Origin of the sequence: Streptomyces sp. NPDC057702, from assembly GCF_042799315.1 — a bacterium.
Lineage (GTDB): Bacteria > Actinomycetota > Actinomycetes > Streptomycetales > Streptomycetaceae > Streptomyces.
On record NZ_JBHVJC010000046.1, the window covers coordinates 24989 to 42911 of the forward strand.

General features: G+C 74.4%; 13 protein-coding genes. 8 read left to right on the forward strand and 5 right to left on the reverse strand.

Translation table 11 applies throughout. From position 1 onward, the window contains the following. The first annotated feature begins 14 nt into the window (after positions 1-14). The gene (locus tag ACFVFR_RS28115; RefSeq protein ID WP_383706693.1) at positions 15-2393 is read left to right on the forward strand and encodes a glycosyltransferase family 2 protein; all 2379 of its coding nucleotides are present in this window, start codon (positions 15-17) and stop codon (positions 2391-2393) included. Next, positions 2381-4318, forward strand: coding sequence for a galactose oxidase-like domain-containing protein (locus ACFVFR_RS28120; RefSeq protein WP_383706695.1), 1938 nt, complete (start codon positions 2381-2383; stop codon positions 4316-4318). The genes ACFVFR_RS28115 and ACFVFR_RS28120 overlap by 13 nt, the downstream gene beginning before the upstream one ends. Positions 4319-4498: 180 nt before the next feature. Here the strand turns inward: ACFVFR_RS28120 and ACFVFR_RS28125 are convergent, their stop codons facing one another. After that, positions 4499-5551, reverse strand: a complete 1053-nt coding sequence (locus ACFVFR_RS28125; RefSeq protein ID WP_383706744.1) for a glycoside hydrolase family 6 protein — start codon at positions 5549-5551, stop codon at positions 4499-4501. Positions 5552-6160: 609 nt separating this feature from the next. On the opposite strand from ACFVFR_RS28125, the gene ACFVFR_RS28130 reads away from it, so the two are divergent. Next, the gene (locus tag ACFVFR_RS28130; protein ID WP_383706697.1) at positions 6161-6598 is read left to right on the forward strand and encodes a (2Fe-2S) ferredoxin domain-containing protein; all 438 of its coding nucleotides are present in this window, start codon (positions 6161-6163) and stop codon (positions 6596-6598) included. A 160-nt stretch (positions 6599-6758) separates the two neighbouring features. Here ACFVFR_RS28130 and ACFVFR_RS28135 read toward each other — a convergent pair whose 3' ends face one another. From ACFVFR_RS28135 to ACFVFR_RS28150, 4 genes are all read right to left on the reverse strand, one after another. Next, positions 6759-8690 (reverse strand): primary-amine oxidase, encoded by a 1932-nt coding sequence (locus tag ACFVFR_RS28135; RefSeq protein WP_383706699.1) that lies wholly within the window; start codon positions 8688-8690, stop codon positions 6759-6761. A 195-nt stretch (positions 8691-8885) separates the two neighbouring features. Then, positions 8886-10439 (reverse strand): APC family permease, encoded by a 1554-nt coding sequence (locus tag ACFVFR_RS28140; protein ID WP_383706701.1) that lies wholly within the window; start codon positions 10437-10439, stop codon positions 8886-8888. A 38-nt stretch (positions 10440-10477) separates the two neighbouring features. Continuing rightward, complete coding sequence (locus ACFVFR_RS28145; protein WP_383706703.1) at positions 10478-11425, reverse strand: hypothetical protein; 948 nt, start codon at positions 11423-11425, stop codon at positions 10478-10480. A gap of 549 nt (positions 11426-11974) precedes the next feature. Continuing rightward, positions 11975-13648, reverse strand: coding sequence for an FAD-binding dehydrogenase (locus ACFVFR_RS28150; protein WP_383706705.1), 1674 nt, complete (start codon positions 13646-13648; stop codon positions 11975-11977). Between the two features lie 160 nt (positions 13649-13808). On the opposite strand from ACFVFR_RS28150, the gene ACFVFR_RS28155 reads away from it, so the two are divergent. The 5 genes from ACFVFR_RS28155 (at position 13809) to ACFVFR_RS28175 (ending at position 17922) form a co-directional block, all read left to right on the forward strand. Then, positions 13809-14339, forward strand: coding sequence for an NUDIX hydrolase (locus ACFVFR_RS28155; protein ID WP_383706707.1), 531 nt, complete (start codon positions 13809-13811; stop codon positions 14337-14339). Positions 14340-14899: 560 nt separating this feature from the next. Beyond that, a complete protein-coding gene (locus ACFVFR_RS28160; RefSeq protein WP_383706746.1) occupies positions 14900-15271 on the forward strand; it encodes a YidH family protein in 372 nt (123 codons plus the stop codon). Further along, positions 15259-15582, forward strand: a complete 324-nt coding sequence (locus tag ACFVFR_RS28165) for a DUF202 domain-containing protein (RefSeq protein ID WP_383706709.1) — start codon at positions 15259-15261, stop codon at positions 15580-15582. The genes ACFVFR_RS28160 and ACFVFR_RS28165 overlap by 13 nt, the downstream gene beginning before the upstream one ends. 192 nt (positions 15583-15774) lie before the next feature. Further along, complete coding sequence (locus tag ACFVFR_RS28170; RefSeq protein ID WP_383706748.1) at positions 15775-16710, forward strand: MBL fold metallo-hydrolase; 936 nt, start codon at positions 15775-15777, stop codon at positions 16708-16710. Between the two features lie 144 nt (positions 16711-16854). After that, on the forward strand, positions 16855-17922 hold the full coding sequence (locus ACFVFR_RS28175) for a phosphotransferase family protein (protein ID WP_383706711.1): 1068 nt from the start codon (positions 16855-16857) through the stop codon (positions 17920-17922). Position 17923 lies beyond the last annotated feature (1 nt).

Below are 17923 nucleotides of genomic sequence, written 5' to 3' on the forward strand. Positions count from 1 at the left end.
AGACCGGCGCCCCTGTGGCGCCCGCCGATTCCCCCGATTCCAGCGATTCCACCGAATCAGGCGAATCCGGCGGCTCCCCGGCGCCCGGAGCGTCCAACGATCCCGGCGACGGCACCCCGCGCGGCGCCGACCCGTCCGGTGCCACCGGGAACTCCCACGCTGCCCGGAAGGCGCGCGGCGCGCGCGGTTCCGGCCACGCCGGTCGTCCCGGTGGCGAGGACCCACACGGCGAGGACACCCGCGCCGGCGGCGCGGGCGGTGACGAGGCCGCCCCGGCCGATCCGGCGGAGCGCTCGCCGTCCCCGCCCGCCCCGGCCCAAGAGACGCCCGACCCGGCCCGGGAGGCGCCCGCCCCGGCGGAGCCCGACGGAGGTGGGGCTCCCGACGAGGCCCCCGCGCGGCGCTACGACTACGACCGCTACAGCCAGTTGGCCGGCCCGCTGGAGGAGCCGCCGGCCGACCTCCCGTACCGGGTGCGCTACCGCGGCCTGCTCGCCCAGGAGCCGCACCGGGTGCGGGCCGCGCTGCTGCTGGCGGCGGCGCCCACCGTCTCGGCGATCCTGCTGTTCTGGCTGCTGCGCCCGGAGCACTGGGTGCACCGGAGCTACGTCTCCGGCTGGGAGACGGCGGCGGACACCACGATGCTCGTGTCGATCGGGCTGATCGAGGTGTTCCGGCTGTTCACGGTCGTCTCCAACGCCCACGCCACGCTCGTGGCCCGGGACCCGATCCCGGTACCCGCCGCTACCGGGACCCGGGTGGCGTTCCTGACCAGCTTCGTGCCCGGCAAGGAGCCGGTGGAGATGGTCCGGGCCACGCTGGAGGCCGCGACGCGGCTGCGGCACCCGGGCGTGGTGGACGTGTGGCTGCTCGACGAGGGCGACGACGCGGAGATCAGGGAGCTGTGCGCGGCGCTCGGCGTACGGCACTTCTCCCGCAAGGGCGTGGCGCGGTGGAACCAGCCCACGGGCGCCTTCCGGGCCAGGACCAAGCACGGCAACTACAACGCCTGGCTGGACGCGCACGGCGACGCGTACGAGTTCATGGCCTGTGTCGACACCGACCACGTGCCGCTGCCCAACTTCCTGGAGCGCATGCTCGGCTACTTCCGCGACCCGGACGTCGCCTTCGTCGTCGGGCCCCAGGTCTACGGGAACTACGACACGGCCGTCACCAAGGCAGCGGAAAGCCAGCAGTTCCTCTTCCACGCGCTCATTCAGCGCGCCGGAAACGCGTATGACGGGGCGATGTTCGTCGGCACCAACAACGCGGTGCGGGTATCCGCGCTCAAGGGAATCGGCGGGCTGTACGACTCCATCACCGAGGACATGGCCACCGGGTTCGAACTCCACCGCACGCGCAATCCCGCGACCGGGAACAAGTGGCGTTCGGTCTACACCCCGGACGTGCTGGCCGTCGGTGAGGGCCCGACCGCGTGGACCGACTTCTTCACCCAGCAACTGCGGTGGAGCCGGGGGACCTACGAGACGGTGCTGAGGCAGTACTGGCGGGGAATTCCCACCCTGCCGCCTGGCAAGCTGCTCAACTACTCGCTGCTGGTCACCTTCTATCCCATGTCGGCGCTCAACTGGATGCTGTCGGCCCTTTCGTGTGTGCTGTTCCTGGGCCTGGGCGCGTCCGGAATCCAGATCTCCTCCGAAATCTGGCTGATGCTCTACAGCGACGCGGCGGCCCTCCAGATCGGCCTCTACATCTGGAACCGCAAACACAACGTGAGCCCGCACGAGCCCAGTGGCTCCTCCGGCACGGCCGGCATGGCGCTGTCCGCCATCTCCGCGCCGATCTACGCCAAGTCGCTGTGCGACGCGGTGCTGCGGCGCAAGAGCCGGTTCGTGGTGACGCCCAAGGGCGACTCGTCCAGCCCCGACCGGCTGGCCACCTTCCGCATCCACCTGCTGTGGGCCCTGGTCTTCGGCGGCTCGCTCCTCGCCTCGCCCTTCCTCGGCCACACCCACGTCGCCATGTGCACCTGGGCCTTCTTCGCCGTGCTGCTGTGCCTGTCGACGCCACTGCTGTGGTACGTCGGGCTGGTGCGCGAGCGGCGCGCCCCACGGGCCGGTGCGGCCACCCTGCCCGCCGCGCGCGCCGAGCACCCCGCGCCCTCCCCGGCCGCCGCCCCGCCGGCCGCGACCGGGCCCGCCGACGCGCCGGAGGGTGACCCCGCGCGGCAGCCGTCCCCGGCGGCCCGGCCGAGCGGGCGCCGGCTGTCGATGACGAAGGCGCCACGGGCACCCCGGACGCCGAAGACGTCACCGGCACCCACGTCACCCCAGCCGCCGCACGCCACGGCGACATCGGAGGCACCCCCGACCACGACGACCACCACGGCAGACGCCACGACGGCAGACAAGGACTCGCTGTGCGCTACATGATCACCCCACGGGCCCGGACCACCGCCCTCGGCGTCACGGCCATGGTCGTCCTGGCCGGACTCAACGCCCCGGCCGCCGTCAGCTACGCGGAGCGGACGTACCACGCGTACAAGATCAATCAGCCAGGTTACAAGGCTCGCTACGGGCACTGGGACCTGCTCTCCGTGCCCGAGAAGTACCGGGTGCGGGCCATCCACGCGGCCCTGCTGCGATCGGGGAAGGTCCTGCTGATCGCCGGCTCGGGCAATGACCAGAAGCGGTTCGACGCCGGCACCTTCGACACCCTGCTGTGGGATCCGGCCAACGACACGTTCAAGCTGATCCCCACGCCCGAGGACCTGTTCTGCGGCGGCCACTCCCAACTGCCCGGCGGGAACATGCTGGTGGCCGGCGGCACGGCGCGCTACGAGGTCCTGGACGGCGAGGTCGAGCGGGCGGCGGGCCCGATGCTGGTCAAGAACGAGAACCCGGACCGGGCCCGCCGCTTCGCCAAGGGCACCGTCTTCCGCGCCCCCGACGGCAAGCGCTACCGCGCCACCCGCGCCTTCCGCGTCGAGCCCGCCGAGAAACGGACCATCCCCAAGGGCAAGCGCGGGGCCGGGAAGGTCCGGGTCGTCGCCAGCGAGACACGGGTCTTCGTCGAATCGGTCAAGAAGGGCGAGGGCGGGCTGCGCAGCAAGCCGGCCCAGTACGCCATCAAGGGCCTGACCGGCCAGGACGCCCAGGACATCTACGGCCTGGCGCAGGCCATGACCCTGGAGAAGCAGGACTACCAGGGCATCAACGCGGCCTACGAGTTCGACCCGGAGTCCGAGCGCTACATGCCGGTCGACCCGATGGAGGAGAGCCGCTGGTACCCGACGCTGGTCACCCTCGACGACGGGCGCGTGCTGTCCGTCTCCGGCCTGGACGACGTGGGCCAGATCATCAACGGCATCAACGAGATCTACGACCCGAAGACCAGGAAGTGGTCCAAGGCCCCGCGCCACTACTTCCCCACCTACCCGGCGCTCTTCCTCACCAAGGGCGGCAAGCTCTTCTACTCCGGCTCCAACGCGGGCTACGGCCCGGCGAACAAGGGCCGCGTGCCCGGCCTGTGGGACCTGCGCCACAACACCTTCCAACGGGTCCCCGGGCTCACCGACGCCGACCAGACCGAGACCTCCACCTCGGTACTGCTCCCGCCGGCCCAGGACCAGAAGGTGATGATCCTGGGTGGCGGCGGCGTCGGCGAGTCCAGCAAGTCCACGCCCCGCACCGCCGTGGTGGACCTCAACAAACGCCCGCAGCGCTACGTCAAGGGCCCCGACCTGCCCCAGGGCACCCGCTACCTGTCGAGCGTGATCCTCCCCGACGACACCGTGTTCACCACCGGCGGCTCCAGCGACTACCGGGGCAAGGGCGACAGCGACCTCCACAAGGCCCAGGTCTACTCGCCGCGGACCAACGCCTTCCACAAGGCGGCCGACCCGACGGTGGGGCGCAACTACCACTCCTCCGCGCTGCTGCTGCCCGACGGCCGAGTCGCCACCTTCGGCTCCGACCCGCTCTACGCCGACCACGCCAACACCCAGCCCGGCACCTTCGAACGCCGGGTGGAGATCTACAGCCCGCCCTACCTGTACGCCAAGGACCGGCCCGTGCTCGGCGACGGCCCCAAGAAGCTCCGGCGCGGCGGCGAGGCCACCTTCTCGACCCGCCACCCCCAGCGCATCGCCCACGCCAAACTCATGCGCCCCAGCGCCGTCACCCACACCACCGACGTCGAACAGCGCTCCATCGAACTCGGCGTCACCCGCAACCGCGACTCGGTCACCCTCGCCGTCCCCCATGACCGCACCCTGACCCCACCCGGCTGGTACATGCTCTTCGTCACCACAGCCAAGGGCACCCCCTCGGTAGCCAAGTGGGTCCACCTCCCGTAACGCCCCCACCCCACTCCCCCACCGGCGCCCCGGACCTCCCCCGGGGCGCCGTGGCATACCCGGCCTTGGGGCGGAGCGGAGACCACCGCCCCGCGTGACACCGCCGCCGGCACCGGCACGTCTGGCGCCCCCGCCCCCGGACGGGGCGGGGGCGCGCGGCGGGGCCCGACGGCGTGGGGGTCAGTCCAACCCGTTGCGGGCCAGTTCCAGGGCGTAGGAGGGCCACCACTGGCCGGCCGGGGGGCCGCCGCGGCAGGTGCCGTCGGATTCGCCGGGGCGTTTGACCCAGAGGTAGGCGTCCACGTTCGGCGCTCCGGTGTCGAGGGTGGGTGGGTGGCCGATGGCCCGGCCGGGCGGGTTGCACCAGGCGCCCTCGGAGCCGTCCTGGTCCGTGGGGCCTCGGCCGTTGCGGGAGGTGTCGATGACGAAGTGGGCGCCGTGCAACCGCCGGGACAGGCGCCGCCCGTACTCGGTGCTGGCCCGCGTGGTGTGGAAGTTGGCCACGTTGAGCGCGAAGCCGTCCGCGTAGGCGATGCCCGCCCGCTCCAGCGAGGGCACCAGGCGGGCGGGGTCGCTGACCCAGCCGGCGTTGCCCGCGTCGAGGTAGACGCGGGTGCGCGGCAGGCCGGAGAGGGTGACCACCGCGTGCCGCAGCAGGTCGAGCCGTTCGCCGCGCAGCTGGGTCGGTACGCAGCCGTCGACCACCTGCGCCACCGCGTCCGGCTCCAGGACCACCAGCGCCTCGCGGTGGCCGATCCCGGCCGCCAACTCGTTGGCCCACCGCCGGTAGGCGGCGCCGTCCCCCGCGCCGCCCGCAGAGTGGTGGCCGCAGTCCCGGTAGGGGATGTGGTAGCCGACGAGTACCGGAACGCGGCCGGTCACCCGGGCCGACTCGGTGATCCGCTGGGCCTGTTGCCGTGGCTGGTCGCCGATCCACTCGGCGGTCGGCTGGTAGGCCAGGCCCCGCAGCAGCCGCGCCTCGGCGGTGCGGCCCTCGGCCCGCCAGGTGCGCACCTGCCGGGCCGCGGCGCTCCCCGGGTCGTGCCACAGGCCCCGGGCCCGGCCGGCGGGGACCTCGTCGCCCGACGTGCCGGGGGTCGCGCGCCGCGCGGCCCGGGGTCCGGGGGCTGCGGGTCGTTCGGCGGCGGACGGGGCGGGGTACGGGGCGGCGGCCGCGGCCGGCTGCGGCGGGGCGGTGCGCGGGGGCGCCGCGGCCGATCCGTCGAGCGGCAGGCAACCGCCGAGCGCGAGGGCCAGCGCGGCGATCCCGCCGGTCGCCGACGCGCTACGCCATACCGGTGACCGGGGTCGGGCTACCTGTCTCACCTGGGACTCCCTTGTTCGCGTACGGGGGCGGCCACGCCGCCAAGCGCGGCCGGTTCCGCACGGCATGACGGAACATCAAGAGTTACCCGGCAAGCGGCCGATGGCACTCCGGTTGCCCGCCAAAGGGCTGACGCGCGACCGACGGCACCCGCCCGGACGCACGGCCCCGCGCCGCCCGCCCCGTGCCGCGCCCGCCAGGCACGGCCGTCGGCCAGGCACGGCCGTACACGAACCACTGCCGTGCGCCCAGCGCACGCCCCAACCCCGCGCCAACCGCACGCCCCGACCGGAACGCGCCGCACCACCCGAGCCGGCCGCGTCGCCCAGGCCACCCGAACCGAGCGAGCCACCCGAGCCGAGGTGCCATCCGCCCCGTCCCTCCCCCGACACCGTCCGCGCCGCCCGCCCCGGTTCGCCTCCGGCGCGCCACCCGAGCCGGCTACGCCGCACCCCGCACGGGCGGACGTGGCGCCCGTCTCACCCCGCTGGCCGCCCGGGCCCCGTACCATCGGTCGGATGATCTCCAACGCCGGCCGCCGCGCCTCCCAGGCCCGCCGCGCCACCTCCCCGGCCCCTCGGAACACGGCCACGGCCTGCAAGGTCACCGTCTGTCGCGGGTGCTGCTGCGGCGACGCGCGCAAGGTGCCGGGCGTCGACCACGCCGGGCAGATCGCGCGGCTGCGGGAGGCGGTGGGGGGCGCGGCGGCGGTGCGGGCCTCGGACTGCCTCGACGTGTGCGACCAGGCCAACGTGATGGTCGTCCAGCCGTCGCCGAGGGGGCGGGCGGCGGGCGGGCGGCCGGTGTGGCTCGGCCTGGTCAACGACGACGACGCGCTGGCCGACATCGCCACCTGGATACGCGAGGGCGGCCCGGGCCTGGCCGAGCCGCCCGGCGTACTCGACCTCTACGCGTTCACGGTCTCCCGTCGGGTGCGCGAGGCCCTGGAAGGCTGACGGAGTGCGGCGGGCCCACCCATCGCCCCGCCCCACTCCGCTCCGTCGCGCCCGCCCCGCCGCACGGAGCGGGGCCGCGCGCGCCGTCCCCAGCGGCGCCACCGCCCCGCCGCTTCCCCCGTCACCGAGGGAGCGCTCCCACGGCGGCCGGCGCGGCGCGCTACTCCTTCTGCTCGGGCGGCAGGTTCAGCGTCGGGTTGCGGTCGAAGAAGCCGGTGGGGCGCAGCGTGAACCCGCTGTGGTCGGCGGGCATCACGGGCCACTCCTCCGAGCGCGGCAGGTGGGTGGGGCCGAAGGTGTGCCACACGGTCAGCTCGGTGTCCTCCAGCGACTGGCCGTCCCGCGTCCAACTCGCCACTCCCGCGTCGCCGGGGTGCTGGTTGGGGTAGTCGCCGGCCGGGTAGCGCCGGTCCTCGGCGTGCCGGGTCACCCACAGGTGCTTCGTGGCGTAGGCGATCCGGTGGGCGGCCGACGCCTCGGGCTGGGCCAGCAGCACCGGGCTCGGCTGCGGGATCAGCGCGTACGCCACGGGCTGGCCCACCCGGTTGCGTACGGACGGGTTGGTGATCCGCCAGTGCCGGCCCGTGGACGGGTCGGCCAGCCGGGCGCCGTCGGCGCTCTCGATCAGGGGCGTGGTGCGCAGGGTGAAGGCGTTGCCGTTGGGGTTGGCCTCTCCGGCCGGCACGGGCACCGCGTCCACCTCGTGCACGGTGTTGCGGTGACCGTCCACGGCGACGTCGAGCCGGGCGCAGAACAGGTGCTGGTGGTAGGGCGCGACGAGGCCGGGGGCGATCTCCGTGCCGTGCGGTGAGCCGGTGCCGGGCTCGACCGCGACGGTCTGCACGATGCCGGTGGACTTGACCTCGAAGGCGATGGAGCCGTCCTGGTGGAGGTACCAGTAGAAGCCGTAGTCGTAGTTGCCGACGGTCGCGATGAAGGAGATGACCAGGCGGCGGGCGCGACGGCTGTGGGCGGCCATGTCGTTGAAGATGTCGGTGTGCTTCCAGAGCAGGCCGGTGTCCTCCTCGTGGACGCAGATGGCGTTGGTGAGCGTCTGGGGGTTGCCGTGGTCGTCGGCGACCACGGCGTCCAGGTAGCGGATCTCGCCGAGGCAGTCGCACCCGAGCCGGAGCGTGTTGGCGTTGCGTCCGAGCAGGTACTCGCCGCCGTCGAGGAAGGCGATCCAGTTGCGGGTCTCCTGGGCGTCGCCGTAGGCCACGGCCATCTCGGCCAGCGAGGCCCGGCGCAGCACGGGGCGTTCGCGGTCCCCGTCGCGGTAGGCGATCTGGTGGAGGACCAGGCCCTCGCGGCCGTTGAAGTCGATCCGCAGGTTCCACCCCATCCAGTCGATGCGGTGCCCGGTGAGGGTGAACGAGGGGCCCTCGGGCTGGACGACGCGCAGCGGGCGTACGTCGGTACGCGGCGGTCCGGTGAACTCCGGTTCGTAGCGGGCGCATTCGGTGGGTACGGGCACGGCGCCGGTGTCGATCAGCCGCACGACGCGGCGCTGGATGACGTCCACGTCGGCGAGCAGGCCGGCGACCGGGTGGGCCCACGGGTTGTCGGAGTGCGAGCAGCGCAGATAGGTGGGCGAGCGCAGCAGGCGGCGTCCGCTCTCCTCGTCGATGACGAGGTCGGCGGCGGCCAGCGGGGCGACGATGGCCAGGCTGGTGTCGGTGATGCCACGGTCGGCCATCGCGCGCCGCCAGCCCGGGTCGCTCTTGACGATCTCGTCGCACAGGTCGAACTCCTCGAACAGGATGGGCGGTTGGCCCTCCGTCGTGGTGTCCAGGTGGCGGTAGGAGAGCAGCGCGGCGGCGCTCACGTCCACCAGGGCCTCGGCGGCGACGCCGGTGGCCCGGTCGAGGAGGGTGACGCGCACGCGCCGCACGACCGGGTCGCCGGGGCGGTGCGAGGCGGCGGCGTGCCGGTCCGGCTCCTGCGGCAGGACCAGGGGGAAGCGGGTGTCGGCGGTGACCTTCCCCGCCTCGACCAGGACCCGTCGGGCGGCGGCGATCTCCGCCGCGGTCAGCGGATCGAGCGGGTGCGTCAGTCCTTTCGCATCCGAGACCGGGGAATCGCAGCAGGTCATACGGGTGCTCCTTCACGGTGTGTCGAGCGTGTGGCGGTGCCGCTCTCGCACGGCACGACGCGGCCGGTGATCGGCGTGCCGTGCCGCACGGCGAGGCCGGTGATCGGCGCCGGCCAGGGGCGGTCGGGGGAAGTCCGCGGGCGCGGGTCGTGGCCGGCGCGGCGGGGGGCTCTCGGTCGGTGGCCTACGGCCGGGTCACGCGGCGGTCGGGGGCGTGGACGCCCCGTCGCGCGCGGTCGCGACCTTCTCCAGTTGGAACGCCTCGTTGCCCTTGCCTATCCCGGCGTGCACCCGTGGCCGGAACGCGCGCAGCAGCAGTCCGTAGCCGACGCCGACGGCGATCGTGGCGCCCACGACGCCGGGCAGGATCCATCGCAGGGCGGGGTGGGGATCGGTCGCGAGCAGGACGTCGAAGTCCTTGACCGCGCAGCAGATGATCACGATCAGGGCTGCCGCCGCCAGCCCCGAGCAGGCGATGCGGGGCAGTTGGGTGCGCACGGCGCCCCGGCGTACGAAGAAGGCGATCACGGCGACGCTGGCGGTGGCCATCAGGGCCATGATGCCGAGCGCCCCCATGTTGCCCGTCCAGGTGAACAGGTGGAGCACCGGTGTCGTCGCGTCGCCGGGCCCCCGGTCGTCGCTGAGTGTGAAGGTGGTGACGACGGCCACGGACACCAGGGTCTGGAGCACGGAGCCGTGGCCGGGGGCGCCGCCGGTCTCGGTGGTGCGGCCGAACGCGGCGGGCAGCAGGCCCTCACGACCCATGGCAAAGGCATATCGGGCCACAACATTGTGGAAGGTCAGCATCGCGGCAAACATACCCGTCACGTAGAAAACGTGCATGAGGTTCGCGAACGCGGCGCCCAAACGGTCCTCGGTCAGGGTGAAGAGCAGGTGCGGGCCCTGCGCCTGGGCCATCGCCACCACGTTCGAGGGGCCGGCGGCCACGCCGAACGCCCAGGAGCCGAGGGCGAAGAGGAGGGCGGCGCAGCCCACCGCGAGGAACATCACCCGGGCGACGACGACCTGGGGGCGCGCGGTCTCCTCGGCGTACACCGGGGACTGCTCGAAGCCGGTGAAGGCGGCGATACAGAAGCACAGCGCCGTGCCGAGACCGGCGCCGGTGAGGGTCTCGGGGTCGAAGGCGTGCCAGGAGACCCCCTCGGGCCCCGGGTCGCCGACGCCGGCGACCGCGAAGACGGCCACCAACGCCACCTCGACCAGCAGCAGGACGCCGAGCACCGTCACATGGAGGTCGATCTTCAGCCGACCCAGGACGCCGACGACCAGCACACCGGCCAGCGCGGGGACCCACCAGTTCAGGCGCACACCCAGGTGCTCGTCCAGGAGCCCGGCGACCTCGAACCCGAAGATGCCGTAGAGGCCGACCTGGAGGGTGCTGTACGCGACCAGGGCGACCACGGAGGCGGCGGTGCCGACGGTGCCGCCCAGGCCACGGGCGATGTAGGCGTAGAAGGCGCCGGCGTTCTGCACGTGCCGGCCCATCTCCGCGTAGCCGACGCTGAACAGCATCAGCACGGCCCCCAGGATCACGAACAGCAGCGGCTGTCCGACGATGCCCATCACCGCGTAGGCGGTGGGCATGGCGCCGGCCACGACCATCATCGGCGCGCTGGCGGCGGCCACCGACAGCAACAGCCCGGTGGTGCCGACGCGGCCCGCGCGCAGCGCCCGGTCCTGGCCCTTGAACGTGCTGATCTCCCGCCCGCGCGGGCTACCCGTCGTCATGGCGGGGCTTTCCTTTCCACGGGGAGCGCCGGGGTGGGTCAGGGTGAGCCGAGCGCCGCGGCGCGGGCGGCCCGGAATTCCTGCTTGGGGTCGCGTTCGGCGTACGACCACGGGGAACGCGTGGCGTGTGCGCCGATGCGGTGGAAGAGGGCGGCGGCCTCGGCCAACCGGCCCTCGTGGTACTTGGCGTGGGCCAGGTAGTTGAGGTCGATCTGCTGCCGGGGGTGGCCCTCGCCCTCCCATTCCAGCCACCAGTCGAAGGCGGCCTTCATCACCTGGCGGGCCTTGCGCGTGGACCAGTGGTCGGAGCCGTGCGGGTCGCCGGAGAGGGTCCCGGAGGCGGCCAGCACGCGGAAGCGCTCGGTGTGGGCCACCACGGGCAGAACGGCCAGCGGCGAGTCGGCCGGCGCCTGTTCGGCGGCCCAGTCGGCGAAGTCGTACACCTCGTGCAGCGGGTCGCCGCCGCCCTGGCCGCGCTCCGCGAGGTGGGTGGCCATCAGGTGGTGCGCGTGGTGGTGGTCCCGGTGGCGGGCGCGCACCTGGTCGAAGGCGCGCGCGCAGTCGTCGCCGGTGCCCAGCGTGCGGGCCAGGATGAGCTGCGCGAGCCAGGGCGAGGGGTCGGCGGGCGCCATCCGGGCGGCGGCGCGGGCCTGTTCGCGGGCCGTGGTGTACGTCGCCTTGCCGCGCACGGCGCGCAGCGCGGTCGCGCAGGCCAGCAGGGTCGCGGCGGTGGCGCTGTCGGGCTCGGCGCGCTGCCAGTCACGCGCCCAGGAGGTGCACGCGCTGACCTCGGCGAGCACGACCAGCCGGTGGCCGCGACGGTCCCAGTCGTCACCGGTCTCGGCGAGCAGCGCCCGCGCGGCGCTCCAACGCCCCTGGGCGAGCGCGTTACGGGCGGCGGCCAGCGGCGCGTCGTCCAGGGCGGGGTCGAAGGCCAACCGGTCGCGGCGCCAGGGGCGTCCGAAGGAACGCGGGGGAGGTGTCATTCGGGAAACTCCTCCACAACGCTGTCACCTCCAGCCCCGCGGCGGCGTCAGCTCGCGCGGGGGCGCGCCCGGCCCATCGGTGGCTTGGGGGGCCAGTGCCGCCGACGGCGAATGATCACGGACAGCAAACCGGTAGTCACTGCTCTGCGTCAAGGCCGGAAGACGACCCTTGCCTTGCGGAGCGCCCCCGTGCTCCGCCCACCACGAAGCGCTCGCAAGGCGAACGAGTCGGGCCGGCCACGGGTTCCCCCTCCAGCGCCGCCTTTCACCGACGGTACGTCAACCATGACCGTGCGCAGGCGACTTCCTGGCTGCTGAGAGGCGTGCCGAGGGGGCGGGAGACGGGCGGGCGGACCGGGCGGCGGGGCCGCGCCCGGCGGCGGCGCCGGGTGGCGCGCGGCGCACGGACGGGCGCCATGGGGCGGATGTCGGGCGGGCGGTGGGCGCGGTGCGACGCGGTGGGCCCTATCGATCACGGGTGGCGTGGCGCGGTGTTTCGGGGGGCGTGTTACGGACAACCAGGGGTCGGCCAGGAGGCGCACGTGGCCGCTAGTCGACCGCCTGGGCCGCCGCGCGGCCCGCCGTGCGGCCGGAGAAGAGACAGCCGCCGAGGAAGGTGCCCTCCAGCGAGCGGTAGCCGTGGACGCCCCCGCCGCCGAACCCGGCCGCCTCCCCCGCCGCGTACAGGCCCGGCAGCGGCGTGCCGTCGTCGGTCAGCACCCGCGAGGAGAGGTCGGTCTCCAGGCCACCGAGGGTCTTGCGGGTGAGGATGTTCAGGCGCACGGCGATCAGCGGGCCGGCCTTGGGGTCGAGCAGGGGGTGCGGGGTGGCGGTGCGGATGAGCCGGTCGCCGAGGTAGCCACGGGCCCCGCGCAGGGCGGTGAGCTGGAGGTCCTTGGTGAACCTGTTGCCCAGTTCGCGGTCGCGGGCGGCGAGTTCGTGGCGGAGTTCGCCCTCGTCGATCCGCCCGGACCTGCGTCGTGGGTCGGCCTCGGTGAGCTCGTTCATCCGGCGTACCAGGTCGGTCAGGTGGGCCTCGACGACGAAGTCCTCGCCACGGTCCAGGAACGCCTGTACGGGGCCGGGCACGCCGCCGCCGACCCGGCCGAGCACACCACGGAGGTGCTTGCCCGTCAGATCGGGGTTCTGCTCGGAGCCCGAGAGCGTGAACTCCTTCTCGATGATCTTCCTGGTGAGCACGAACCACGTGTAGTCGTAGCCGGTGCGCATGATGTGTTCGAGCGTGCCGAGGGTGTCGAAGCCCGGGAAGAGCGGCACCGGCAGCCGCTTGCCGAGGGCGTCCACCCACAGCGGCGAGGGGCCGGACAGGATGCGGATGCCGTGCTGGGGCCAGATCGGGTCCCAGTTGGCGATGCCCTCGGTGTAGTGCCACATCCGGTCGCGGTTGATCAGGCGCGCGCCGGCGCGCTCGGCCACGCCCAGCATGGCCCCGTCCACGTACGCGGGCACTCCGGAGATCAGGTGGCCGGGCGGCATGCCCAGGCGGCGCGGCCAGTTGCGGCGGACCAGTTCGTGGTTGCCGCCGATGCCGCCCGAGGTCACGATGACCGCCTGCGCGCGCAGTTCGAAGGCGCCGGTGACCTCCCGGCTGCTGGGGGCGCCGCGCTCGGCGTGGGAGGGGGCGAGGATCTCGCCGCTGACGGTGTCCACGGCCCCGGCGGTGCGCGTGAGTCCGGTGACGCGGTGCCGGAAGCGGAGTCGGACCAGGCCGCGCTCCACGCCGGCGCGCACCCGGCGCTCGAAGGGCGCGACCAGGCCGGGGCCGGTGCCCCAGGTGATGTGGAAGCGGGGCACCGAGTTGCCGTGCCCGGTGGCGTCGTAGCCACCGCGCTCGGCCCAGCCCACGACGGGGAAGAACCGCACGCCCAGCGCGCGCAGCCAGGCCCGCTTCTCGCCGGCCGCGAAGTCCACGTACGCCTTGGCCCAGCGGCGCGGCCAGCGGTCCTCGGGGCGGTCGAAGCCGGCCGTGCCCTGCCAGTCCTGCCAGGCCAGCGCGTGGCTGTCGCGAATGCGCAGGCGGCGCTGCTCGGGCGAGTCGACGAGGAAGAGGCCGCCGAAGGACCAGTGCGCCTGACCGCCGACGGAGGCTTCGGGCTCCTGGTCGAGCAGGATGACCGTGCGGCCCGCGTCGACCAGTTCGGCGGTGGCGGCGAGCCCCGCGAGCCCCGCCCCGACCACGATGACATCCGCGTCGTACGCCATGGTTTCCGTCCTCGTCGGGGCCGCGACTGCCGTGCCTGGCCCGGTGACCCGCGCCGGGCCGGGCGCCCGTCGCCCGCCCGATCCTCGTTACCCATGGGTATGGGCGTCAACCGCGCGGGCGGGACTCTTCGTCCCGCCACGGGGCTGGTTGGATGGCGGCATGGCTGCGGAGACGCCCCGGGCGGCGGACGAGGTACTGGACGTCGTGGACGAGCACGACCGGGTGGTGGGCCAGGCGCCCCGGGGCGAGGTCTACGCGCGGGGGCTGCGGCACCGCTGCGTGTTCATCCTGGCCAGGGACGCCGCCGGACGCGTCTTCGTCCACCGGCGTACGGAGAGCAAACTGGTCTTCCCCTCGTTGTACGACATGTTCGTGGGCGGCGTCGTCGGGGCGGGCGAGTCCTACGCGGAGGCCGCGCTGCGCGAGGCCGAGGAGGAGTTGGGCGTCAGCGGACTGCCCGCGCCACAGCCGCTGTTCGCCTTCCTCTTCGAGCGCCCCGGCCAGTCCTGGTGGTGCCACGTCTACCAGGTGCGCTGCGACCTGCCGGTCCGGCCCCAGGTCGAGGAGGTCGCCTGGCACGCCTTCCTCACCGAGGAGGAGCTGGCGGCCAGGCTGACCGAGTGGGAGTGGGTGCCGGACGGGGCCGAGGCGTACGAGCGGTTGGTCGCCTGGCGGGGCGGCGAAGCCTGAGCCCGGGCCCACGCGTCGGGACGGCCCACGCGTCGGGTGACCGGGGCGGGCGGCCCCGTGGCCGGTGCCCGCGCGGCAGGGGGCCTGTGCGGCGGGGCGAGGGGCTTCGCGGGGCGGTGGGTGGCGGCGGGGTGTCGGGCGCGGTCGGCGGGTGGGGGCGAGCCGTGGGCGCCGGGGCCGGTCTCGTGCGCGGGTGGTGACGGGGAGGTGGCCGGGTGGGGATGCGGTCGGGCCGGCGTCGTGAACGCCGGTGGCCTCGCGGGGCCGACCGTCTCGGGCGGCACTAGGCTCGACGGCATGAACGTTTATCCACGGCACTCATGACCTCGCGTGACGCGCGTCCGCCCGCCGACGGGGCCACCGACGGGGCCGGCCACCGCCCCGGGGCCGCCCCGGCGGGCGAGGCCGCGCCCTCGGAGGGGCCCGGCGAGGCCGAGCGCGGCGACGAGCCCGAGTGTCCCGACGGCGACGGGCCGGCCGACGCCGCCCGCCGCTCCGGTAGCGGGGCCCGGCGCGCGCCGACCGGCCGGCGGGGGCGCTGGCGCGGCGGGTGGGCCGAGGTGCGGCTGTGGTGGGCGCCCGCCCGGGTACGGGCTGAGGGCCGCACACCCGACTACCGGTTCTCGCTCGCCAACGAGCGCACGTTCCTCGCCTGGCTGCGCACGGCGCTCGCGCTGGTCGGCGGCGGCTTCGCGGTCGACCAGTTCCTGCCGGACCAGGGCCGGCCGCTGCGTACCGTGCTGGCCATCGCGCTGCTGGTGGGCGGGGCGCTGTGCGCGCTGCGGGCGGTCAGCCACTGGGTGCGCTGCGAGCGGGCGATGCGCCGTGGCGAGGACCTGCCCCTCTCCCGCTTCCCCACCGTGCTCGCGCTCGCGGTGGGTGTGATGTCGGTGGTGATGGTGTTGGTGGTCGCCCTGGGGTGGGCGGGCTAGTGCTCGACGCGGCGCGCGATCCCGGCCTCCAGCCGGAGCGGACCCGGATGGCGTGGCGGCGTACGACCCTCGCGGGTGCCGTGGTGGGCGTACTGGCCGGCCGGCAGGCGCTGATCGCGGGGCCGCCCGCGCTGGCGGCCCTCGCGGTGGCGGTGGCCGCGCTGGTGTGGCTGGCGCTGCTGCTCGTGAGCCAGCGCCGCATCCGCGCCCTGGCCACGCCCCAGCCGCCCACCCTGTCCCCCCGCGCGGCGCTGGCCGCGACCTGCTGTGCCGCGCTGCTGGCCGCGCTGGGCGCGGTGCTACTGCGGTAGCCGGCCTCCCGGAGGCCGGGGCGGGGGCGTACGCGGTCGCGGCGTTCGCCGCGTGGGGGCGGGCGCGCGGTCGGTCAGGGGCGCGTCGTGGTCGCCCCCGGCCGGGCGGAACGCGGGGTTTCGGGGGGCGGGCGGGACTGGGACGCTGTGCGCGCCCACCCACTGGATTCCGGAAGGAACACCGTGTCCCACATCAGCGCCAACGCCGTCGCCTGGGCGGCGGCCACCGAGCCGTACTCCGTCCAACTCGCCACGGGAGTCCACGCGTACGTCCAGCCGGACGGCGGCTGGTGCCTGAACAACGCGGGGTACGTCAGCGACGGGCGCACGACGCTGGTGATCGACACGGCGGCCACCGAGCGGCGGGCGCGCGCGCTGCGCGAGACGATCCTCGCCAGCGGGGCGCCGCTGCCGCAGGTGCTGGTCAACACGCACCACCACGGGGACCACACGTACGGCAACTGGGTCTTCCTGCCGCAGTCCACCGTGGTGGGGCACGAGGCGTGTCGGCGGGAGACGGTGGCCAGCGGGCACCAGTTGCACGCGATCTGGCCCGAGGTGGACTTCGGGACCGTCGAGATCGCCCCGCCGACGCTCACCTACACCGAGTCGCTGTCGCTGCACGTCGGCGAGATCGAGGTGCGGCTGTGTCATCCGGGCGTCGCGCACACCACGGGCGACACCCTCGTATGGCTGCCGGAGCAGCGCGTCGTCTACACCGGTGACCTGGTCTTCCACGGCGGCACCCCGTTCGTCCTGATGGGCTCGCTCGCCGGCTCGCTGCGCGCCGTCGAGCGGCTGCGGGCGCTGGACGCGGAGACGGTCGTCCCCGGGCACGGGACGGTCACCGGTCCCGAGGTGTACGACACCGTCGAGGGCTATCTGCGGCTGGTGGCCGAGCTCGCCGAGGACGGCCACGCGGCGGGTCGTACGCCCCTGGAGGTCGCGCGCGCGGCCGACCTGGGCGCGTTCGCGCGGCTGCGCGAGAGCGAACGCCTGGTCGCCAACCTGCACCGGGCCTACGCCGAGCTCGACGGGCTGCCGCCGGGCGCCCCGCTGGACGTGCCCACGATCTTCGCGGAGATGACGGAGCTCAACGGCGGTCGCCCGGTCGCCTGTCACGCCTGAGCCACCGCCCCGCCCGCGCCCGGTCCGCGCGCCCGCGCGGCGGGGGTCGGGCGGGGAAGCCCTGGACGCCATACCGACTGGTCGGCATGATGAGCGGATCCGTCGGCGCCCGCCACGGAGCCCGACCCGTCGGAGGACCCCTCGATGAGCGCAGGCAGCCCGCCCCCCGGCAGCTCGACCGCCACCGGCCCCGGGGCCGCCACTCCCCTGGGCCTCGACCTGGCGCGGGTGCGGGCCTTCCTGGATCGCGCGCGACCCGGCCTGGCGGGCGGGCCGCTGCACGCGGAGCTGATCGAGGGCGGCCGGTCCAACCTGACGTACGTCGTGGGTGACGGCGTCGGGCGTTGGGTGCTGCGCCGCCCGCCGCTGGGGCACGTGCTGGCCACCGCGCACGACATGGGCCGCGAGTACCGCGTGATCAGCGCCCTGCACCCGACGGCGGTACCGGTGCCCGAGCCGCTGGCGCTGTGCTCGGACGCGGCGGTGACGGGCGCGCCCTTCTACGTCATGGAGCACGTCGCGGGCACGCCGTACCGCGATGCCGCCCAGCTCGCCGCGCTGGGCCCGCGCGCCACCCGGGACCTGCTGTTCGATCTGGTGGACACGTTGGTGGAGCTGCACGCGGTGGACCCGGCGGCGGTGGGCCTGGCCGACTTCGGCCGGCCCGACGGCTATCTGGAACGTCAACTGCGGCGCTGGTCGCGGCAGTGGGAGCAGTCCACCAGCCGTGAGGTGGCCGGCGTCGGGGAGTTGCTGGGCCGGCTGAACCGCTGGCTGCCCGCCTCGCCCGCGCCGACCGTGCTGCACGGCGACTACCGGCTGGACAACGTGCTGGTCGGCGCCGACCGCACCATCAGCGCCGTCCTGGACTGGGAGATGTCCACCCTCGGCGACCCGCTGACGGACCTGGGGCTGCTGGCGATGTACACCGAGCAGCCCGAGGTGGCGCACTCCCCGCTGAGCACCACGCGCGGCGCGCCGGGGCACCCGTCGGGCGCCGAGCTGATCGAGCGGTACGCGGCGCGTTCGGGCCGCGACGTGGGCCGCGTCTCCTGGTACACGGCGTTCGCGTTCTTCAAGCTCGCCGTGATCGCGGAGGGCATCCACTACCGGTACACGCTCGGGCAGACCGTGGGCGCCGGCTTCGACCGGATCGGCGCGCTGGTCCCGCTGCTCCTGGACAGCGGCCTGCGCACCCTTGAGGAGGGCTGAG

Bases quoted from the DNA above. Each gene is read 5' to 3' on its own strand.
- ACFVFR_RS28130 (WP_383706697.1), top strand. From the start codon at position 6,161: ATGATCTCCAACGCCGGCCGCCGCGCCTCCCAGGCCCGCCGCGCCACC.
- ACFVFR_RS28135 (WP_383706699.1), bottom strand. From the start codon at position 8,690: ATGACCTGCTGCGATTCCCCGGTCTCGGATGCGAAAGGACTGACGCAC.
- ACFVFR_RS28140 (WP_383706701.1), bottom strand. From the start codon at position 10,439: ATGACGACGGGTAGCCCGCGCGGGCGGGAGATCAGCACGTTCAAGGGC.
- ACFVFR_RS28145 (WP_383706703.1), bottom strand. From the start codon at position 11,425: ATGACACCTCCCCCGCGTTCCTTCGGACGCCCCTGGCGCCGCGACCGG.
- ACFVFR_RS28150 (WP_383706705.1), bottom strand. From the start codon at position 13,648: ATGGCGTACGACGCGGATGTCATCGTGGTCGGGGCGGGGCTCGCGGGG.
- ACFVFR_RS28155 (WP_383706707.1), top strand. From the start codon at position 13,809: ATGGCTGCGGAGACGCCCCGGGCGGCGGACGAGGTACTGGACGTCGTG.
- ACFVFR_RS28175 (WP_383706711.1), top strand. From the start codon at position 16,855: ATGAGCGCAGGCAGCCCGCCCCCCGGCAGCTCGACCGCCACCGGCCCC.